Annotated in this window: 6 protein-coding genes; 1 reads left to right on the forward strand and 5 read right to left on the reverse strand. The window is 67.1% G+C overall.

Going from position 1 to position 7,710, the window contains the following annotated elements:
- Window positions 1-191: 191 nt before the first annotated feature.
- The 5 genes from ispH to murJ all read right to left on the reverse strand — a co-directional run bounded on the left by ispH (window position 192) and on the right by murJ (window position 7,149).
- Window positions 192-1,142, reverse strand: a complete 951-nt coding sequence (gene ispH, locus IAE41_RS21065) for a 4-hydroxy-3-methylbut-2-enyl diphosphate reductase (protein WP_108760141.1) — start codon at window positions 1,140-1,142, stop codon at window positions 192-194.
- A gap of 27 nt (window positions 1,143-1,169) precedes the next feature.
- Window positions 1,170-1,694 carry a signal peptidase II gene (lspA, locus tag IAE41_RS21070; RefSeq protein ID WP_200734438.1) on the reverse strand — a complete coding sequence of 175 codons (525 nt, stop codon included), beginning with the start codon at window positions 1,692-1,694 and terminating at the stop codon, window positions 1,170-1,172.
- The gene (gene ileS / locus IAE41_RS21075; protein ID WP_200734439.1) at window positions 1,694-4,525 is read right to left on the reverse strand and encodes an isoleucine--tRNA ligase; all 2,832 of its coding nucleotides are present in this window, start codon (window positions 4,523-4,525) and stop codon (window positions 1,694-1,696) included. The genes lspA and ileS overlap by 1 nt, the downstream gene beginning before the upstream one ends.
- Window positions 4,522-5,469 (reverse strand): bifunctional riboflavin kinase/FAD synthetase, encoded by a 948-nt coding sequence (locus IAE41_RS21080; protein ID WP_079221073.1) that lies wholly within the window; start codon window positions 5,467-5,469, stop codon window positions 4,522-4,524. The genes ileS and IAE41_RS21080 overlap by 4 nt, the downstream gene beginning before the upstream one ends.
- Window positions 5,470-5,544: 75 nt before the next feature.
- The gene (murJ, locus tag IAE41_RS21085; RefSeq protein ID WP_200734440.1) at window positions 5,545-7,149 is read right to left on the reverse strand and encodes a murein biosynthesis integral membrane protein MurJ; all 1,605 of its coding nucleotides are present in this window, start codon (window positions 7,147-7,149) and stop codon (window positions 5,545-5,547) included.
- 117 nt (window positions 7,150-7,266) lie between these two features.
- Here murJ and rpsT point away from each other — a divergent pair, with 117 nt between their 5' ends.
- Window positions 7,267-7,536, forward strand: a complete 270-nt coding sequence (rpsT, locus tag IAE41_RS21090) for a 30S ribosomal protein S20 (protein WP_079221071.1) — start codon at window positions 7,267-7,269, stop codon at window positions 7,534-7,536.
- Window positions 7,537-7,710: the final 174 nt, after the last annotated feature.

The following is a 7,710-nucleotide window of genomic DNA, read 5'->3' on the forward strand; positions in this document are numbered from 1 at the left end:
GTGGCGGGTGTCCATCCACGCATGGCGTGGATCTACCGGGGATGCGATGCGCCGATCGTGGCGGGTGTCCATCCACGCCATGCGTGGATGACGCCGATGCGATGCCCCGGCCGGATGCAGTAGATCCACGCCATGCGTGGATGACACACACCCGGTAGCGCCGGGCCGTGCCCGGCGAACGCCCTGCCCGGTCAGTCGACCAGGCGCAGGCGCAGTTCCTTCGGCAGCGCGAACACCATCGATTCCGGCTCGCCGTCCAGCTCGCCGACGCCGTTGGCGCCCAGCTCGGCCAGGCGGGCCAGCACGCCATCCACCAGCACCTGCGGTGCCGAGGCACCGGCAGTCACGCCGATGTGCTGCTTGCCTTCCACCCAGCGCGGGTCGATCTCGTGCGCGCCGTCGATCAGGTAGCTCTCCACGCCTTCGCGGCGGGCCAGCTCACTCAGGCGGTTGGAATTGGAGCTGTTCGGCGAACCCACCACCAGCACCAGGTCGCAGCGCTTGGCCAGGTCGCGCACGGCGTCCTGGCGGTTCTGCGTGGCGTAGCAGATGTCGTCGTTCTTCGGCCCCTGCATCTCCGGGAACCGCTCGCGCAGTGCATCGATGATGCCGCGCGTGTCATCCACCGACAGCGTGGTCTGGGTGGTGTAGGCGAAGTTCGTCGGCTGGTTGATCACCAGCGTGGCGACCTGCTCCACGTCCTCGACCAGGTAGATCTGGCCGACACCGGCTTCGCGGTTCCACTGGCCCATCGTGCCTTCCACTTCGGGATGGCCGGCGTGGCCGATCAGCACCACGTCTCGGCCGGCACGGCAGTGGCGGGCCACTTCGAAGTGGACCTTGGTCACCAGCGGGCAGGTGGCGTCGAACACCTTCAGGCCACGGCGATCAGCTTCCTGGCGCACGGCCTGGGAGACGCCGTGCGCGCTGAAGATGACCGTGTTGTTGTCCGGCACTTCATCGAGTTCTTCGACGAAGATCGCGCCGCGCTGCTTCAGGTCGTCGACCACGAAACGGTTGTGCACCACTTCATGGCGGACATAGATGGGCGCGCCCAGCGTTTCGATCGCGCGCTTGACGATCTCGATCGCACGATCGACACCGGCACAGAAACCACGCGGGTTGGCGAGCAGCACATCCATCAGTTCAGTCTCCCGGCAGCGGCCGGCTTACGGTTTCGGGGAGGCATTATCCGCCTTTTTGGCGGACTTGCCGTCGAACAGGCCAAACAGGGCGATGCCCACGGCACCGACCACGATGGCCGAATCGGCCACGTTGAACGCCGGCCAGACGTGGTCACCGATATACCACTGGATGAAATCGACCACGTGACCGTGCACCTGGCGGTCGATCACGTTGCCGATGGCACCACCGATGATCAGCGCGTACGGCACCGCCGCCTTCCAGTTGCCGCGGGCGGTGGCACGCAGCCACCACGCCATCAGCGCGCTGATGCCGATGGCCAGCACGGTGAAGAAGTGCTTCTGCCAGCCGCCGGCGTCGCTCAGGAAACTGAACGCCGCACCGGTGTTGTAGGTGCGGTACCAGTTCCAGAAGCCGTCGATGACCACCACCGGCTGGAACTCCGGCAGGCTCGACAGCACCCAGGCCTTGGACCACTGGTCCAGGCCGATGATGGCGGCCGACAGCAGCAGCCAGATGAGTGCGTTCGGATGCGGACGGGGCGCGGCCATCAGAACCAGCTCCGCACTTCACCGGCACCGGTGATGTTGCCGGCGCAGCGGCCGCACAGTTCCGGGTGGTCGGCGTTGCTGCCGACGTCGGCGCGGTGGTGCCAGCAGCGCACGCACTTGGTCTTCTGGGTCGGCTGGGCGCTGACGAACACCTCGTCGGTGGTCGCCGGGCGCACCTGCACGTCGCCGCTGATGAAGAGGAAACGCATTTCATCGGCCAGCGGCTGCCACTTGGCGGCCTGCTCTTCGCTGGCGGCGATGGTGATTTCTGCTTCCAACGCAGCACCGATCGCACCGTTGGCGCGCATCGGCTCGAGCACCTTGGCCACCTGCTCGCGCACGGCCAGCAGCTGGTCGAAATCAGCGGCGTTGAGCTGGGCATCGGCCGGCAGCGGCGCCAGGCCGTCGTACCAGGTGGTGAACAGCACGTGTTCGGCGCGCTCGCCCGGCAGGTAGCCCCACAGCTCGTCGGCGGTGAAGGTCAGGATCGGCGCGATCCAGCGGGTGAACGCTTCGGCGATGTGGTACATCGCGCTCTGTGCCGAACGACGACCGTGCGAATCGGTCGGCATCGTGTACAGGCGGTCCTTGGTCACGTCCAGGTACAGCGAACCCAGGTCCACGCTGCAGAAGTTCAGCAGCAGCTGGACGATCTCGGCCATGTTGTAGCTGTCGAACGCGGCCTTGATCTTTTCCTGCAGTTCCCAGGCGCGATGCACGATCCAGCGGTCCAGCGCGACCATCTCATTCAGCGGGCGCAGGTGCTGGGCCGGATCGAAACCATCCAGGTTGCCCAGCAGGAAGCGCGCGGTGTTGCGCAGGCGGCGGTAGGCATCGGCGTTGCGCTTGAGGATTTCCTGCGACAGCGACATCTCATTGCTGTAATCGGCCGAGGCGATCCACAGGCGCAGGATGTCCGCGCCCAGCTTGTTCATGATGTCCTGCGGCTCGATGCCGTTGCCCAGCGACTTGGACATCTTGCGGCCGTGCTCGTCCACGGTGAAGCCGTGGGTGAGGCACTGCTTGTACGGCGCGCGCTGGTCGATGGCCACGCCGGTCAGCAGCGAGGACTGGAACCAGCCACGGTGCTGGTCCGAACCTTCCAGGTACAGGTCGGCCGGCTTGCCGAAGCCACGCGCGGCCAGCACGCCTTCATGGGTGACGCCCGAATCGAACCAGACGTCGAGGATGTCGGTGACCTTCTCGTAGTCGGCCGCTTCGGCGCCCAGCAGTTCTGCGGCATCCAGCGAGTACCACACGTCGATGCCTTCGGCTTCGACGCGGTCGGCGACCTGCTGCATCAGCTCCACCGTGCGCGGATGGATCTCGCCGGTCTGGCGGTGGGTGAACAGTGCGATCGGCACGCCCCAGGTGCGCTGGCGCGAGATGGTCCAGTCCGGGCGCCCGTCGACCATGCTCTGGATGCGCGCCTTGCCCCAGCTCGGGAACCAGCCCACGGTATCGATGGCGGCCAGCGCATCGTTGCGCAGGTTGGCCTTGTCCATCGAGATGAACCACTGCGGGGTGGCGCGGAACACCACCGGCGTCTTGTGGCGCCAGCAGTGCGGGTAGCTGTGGCGGATCGGGTGGAAGGCCAGCAGCGAACCGTTCTCGCGCAGCACGCCGACGATGGCGTCCTGCGCCTTCCACAGGTGCTGGCCAGCCAGCACCACGTCACCGGCCGGCGGGGTCGATTCCAGATACACGCCACGGCCGTCGATCGGGGTCACCTGGCCGGCGTTGTACTTGTCCAGCAGGCCGTACTTCTGGCTGACCACGTAGTCTTCCTGGCCGTGGCCGGGGGCGGTGTGCACCGCACCGGTACCGTCCTCGTCGGACACGTGATCGCCGTTGAGCACCAGGATCTCGCGCTCCGGGTAGAACGGGTGCGCCAGCAGCTGGTTTTCCAGCGCCGCGCCGGTGGTTTCACCGTGCAGCACCACGTTTTCGACGCCATAGCGCTGCAGCGCGCGCTCGGCCAGGGCGGCGGCCAGCACCAGCCAACGGCGCTTGCCGTTGTGCGCGGAGCCTTCGGCCAGCACGTAGCGGATCTCCGCGCCCAGCGACACGGCCAGCGAAGCCGGCAGCGTCCACGGGGTGGTGGTCCAGATCGGCACGGCCACTTCGACATCGCCCGGCAGGCTGACGCCGAAGGCCTGGGCCACGGCCTGCGCATCGCGCGCGGCGTAGGCAACGTCGATCGCCGGCGATTCCTTCTCCTGGTATTCGATTTCCGCCTCGGCCAGCGCCGAGCCGCAGTCGAAGCACCAGTAGACCGGCTTGGCGCCACGCACCAGGTGGCCGTTGGCCACGACCTTGGCCAGCGCACGGATCTCGTTGGCTTCGAAATCGAAGCTCAGGGTCTTGTACGGGTTGTCCCAGTCACCGGTCACGCCCAGGCGCTTGAAATCGGCGCGCTGGATGTTGATCTGCTCTTCGGCGAACTCGCGGCACTTCTGCCGGAATTCGACGGCGTCGAGCTTCACCCCGACCTTGCCCCACTTCTTTTCCACCGCGATCTCGATCGGCAGGCCGTGGCAATCCCAGCCCGGCACGTAGGGCGCATCGAAGCCGGCCAGGTAGCGCGACTTGACGATGATGTCCTTGAGGATCTTGTTGACCGCGTGGCCCAGGTGGATGCGGCCGTTGGCGTACGGCGGGCCGTCGTGCAGCACAAACAGCGGGCGGCCGGCGGCGTTGTCACGCAGCTGCTGGTAGAGCCCCTGCTCTTCCCACCGCGCCAGAATGCCCGGCTCGCGCTTGGGCAGGTCGCCGCGCATCGGGAATTCGGTGGCTGGCAGGTTCAGGGTGGTCTTGTAGTCCTGGCTCACGCAGTGGCTCGCAATCTATGTTCGGAAAGGATGGTGCGCGCCTGGTCGGCGTCGCGGTGCATCTGGTCGGTCAGTGCCGCCAGATCATTGAATTTTTCTTCGTCACGCAGCTTGGCGACGAATTCCACGTCGATGTGCCGACCGTACAGGTCGCCCTGGAAATCGAACAGGTGGGCTTCCAGCAGCGGCTCCACGCCGTCCACCGTCGGCCGCGTGCCGAAGCTGGACACCGAGGGCCACGGCTGGTCGAACACCCCGTGCACCCAGGTGGCGTAGATGCCCGACAGCGCCGGCGTCTTCGGGAAACGCAGGTTGGCGGTGGGGAAGCCCAGCGTGCGGCCGAGCTGGCGCCCACGCACCACCCGCCCGCTGATCGCATAGGGGCGGCCGAGCAGATCGTTGGCATGGGTGAAATCGCCCGCCTGCAGCAGCTGGCGGATGCGGGTGCTGGAGATGCGCTCACCGTGCAGGTCGACGGCTTCGATCTCGCCGGCGGTGAAGCCGAGCTCGCCGCCCATTGCCTGCAGCAGGGCCAGGTCACCGCGGCGGCGGTTGCCGAAGCAGAACTCCGGGCCGATCCACACTTCGCGCGCGCCCAGGCGCTGCGCCAGCAGCTTATGAACGAAGTCTTCGGCCGGCATGGCGGCCATCGCCGCGTCGAAACGCAGCAGGCCGATCGCATCCACGCCCAGTTCGCGCAGGATCTCGACCTTGCTGCGGGCCAGGGTCAGCCGCGGCGGCGGCGTACCCTGGGCAAAGAATTCACGCGGCAGCGGCTCGAACGCCACGGCCACCGCGGCCACGCCCAAGGCGCGCGCGCGGGCGACCGCGTGGCGGACCAGCGCACGATGCCCCAGGTGGAGGCCGTCGAATGCACCGATACAGACCACGCTTCCGTTGGGGAACAGCTCCCCGCCCTCGACGCTTCTGAACAGCCTGCTCATCAACTCTCGTTCCGGCCCACCCGGGGCCGCCGCTTCAATGGTGTAACCCTGAAGTATAGCCGCCGTGGGCCACGATCAATGCCCGCGCAGGTCGCGGGGGCGGAAGCCCATCGCCAGCATGGCCACCCCGTAGGTGGCGCCGCCGCCGCCGACCAGCAGCGCCAGGGCGCCGATCCGCTCCCACACGCCCATGGCCGAGAAGGCCGGCAGCCAGTGCAGCAGGGCCAGCAGCACGCCGACCATGGCCACGCAGGCCACCAGCAGGCGCACCAGGTAGCCGCCCCAGCCCGGCCGGCGCTGGTAGACATCGGTCTTGCCCAGCCAGTACCAGAGCAGGCCCAGGTTCAGGTAGCTGGACAGCGCGCTGGCAATGCCCAGCGCCAGATGCAGGCCCGGCTGCTTGCCGATGGCCGCCATCACGCCCTGCGCCTTCAGCTCGTCGGGCACCATCACCTGGTAGAGCACCGCCAGCAGGGCGAAGTTGAACACCATGTTGGCCACCAGCGCGGCCACGCCCGCGCGCACCGGGGTCTTGGTGTCCTGGCGGGCGTAGAAGGCCGGCAACACCACCTTGAGCAGGGCGAACGCCGGCAGGCCGAAGCTCAGGCCGTACACCGACAGCGCGGTCATGCGCGTATCGAAGGCGCTGAACTGGCCGTGCTGGAAGATCGTCGCGATCAGCGGCTCGGCCAGGAACAGAAGGCCCAGCATGGCCGGCACCGAGATCAGCAGGGTCATCCGCAGGCCCCAGTCCAGCGAGCGCGAGAAGCCCTCACGGTCGGTACTGACGTGATGGCGGGCCAGCGCCGGAAGGATCACCGTGCCCAGGGCCACGCCGAACACGCCCAGCGGCAGCTCCAGGAAGCGGTCGGCCAGCGACAGCCACGACTGCGAGCCATCGGTCAGCTTGGCGGCGATGACCGTATCCAGCAGCAGGTTGATCTGCGCCACCGACGAGCCGAACAGGGTCGGCACCATCAGCGTCATCACCTTGCGCACGCCCGGATGGCTCCAACCCCAGCGCGGCAGGGTCAGCAGGTTGATGCCCTTCAGCGAGGGCAGCTGGAACAGCAGCTGCAGGATGCCGGCGGCCAGTACCGCCCAGCCCAGCGCCAGGATCTGCTTTTCCGGGGTGCCGCCCAGCCGCGGCGCCAGCCACAGCGCGCCGGCGATCATGCACAGGTTGAGGATGACCGGGGTCAGCGCCGGCATGGCGAAGCGCTGGAAGCTGTTGAGCGCGCCACCGGCCAGGGCGGTGAGCGAGACGAACAGCAGGAACGGGAAGGTCAGGCGGAACAGGTCGACCAGCAGGCCCTGCTTGACCGGGTCGGTATCAACGCCGCTTGAGAAGACCGAGGCCAGCTGCGGCGCGAAGATCAGCGCCACGGCGGTCACCAGCATGAGGATGCCGCCCAGGGTGCCGGCCGTGCGCGCCATCAGTTCGCGCAGTTCGGCATGGCTGCGGGTCTCTTTCACTTCCGTGAACACCGGCACGAAAGCGGTCGCGAACGAGCCCTCGGCGAACAAACGGCGCAGGAAATTGGGTACCCTGAAGGCGACCCAGAAAGCATCAGTGATGGCGTTGGTGCCGAACGTGGTGGTCACCACGAAGTCCCGGACAAGTCCGAGAACGCGCGAGACCATGGTCATGCTGCTGAACGACAGCAGGCCCCGCAACAACTTGGGTGAACTCACTCAGCGTCCCTCTTGACAATCGACTTGACGTGCATTTCTTACGCCATCATACTAGCTAGCTTGCTGTTCCCATAACACCGATTTTTTCAGGAAACCACCACCGTGGCCAATATCAAGTCCGCCAAGAAGCGCGCCAAGCAGACCGTCGTGCGCAACGCGCGCAACGTGGCTCAGCGCTCGATGCTGCGCACCGCTGTCAAGAAAGTGATCAAGGCGCTGGACGCCAACGATGCCGCCGGCGCCCAAGCCGCCTTCGCCGTTGCCCAGCCGATCCTGGATCGTTTCAGCGCGCGTGGCCTGATCCACAAGAACAAGGCTGCTCGCCACAAGAGCCGCCTGAACGACCGCATCAAGGCCCTCAAGGCCGCCTGATCCGGCGTTGCCGCCCTGCCCTTCGGGGTCGGGCAGCAGACAAAAGCCCGGCCCCGGCCGGGTTTTTTGTTGCCCGCGATTTGGTAGTGCCGGGGGGGGGGGGGGGGCCCCCCGGGGGGGCGCCACACCTCAGCCATGCTCACGGCACCCGCGGGTTGCCGAACTCGTCGCGCA

This window comes from Stenotrophomonas sp. S39 (assembly GCF_016624665.1).
GTDB lineage: Bacteria > Pseudomonadota > Gammaproteobacteria > Xanthomonadales > Xanthomonadaceae > Stenotrophomonas.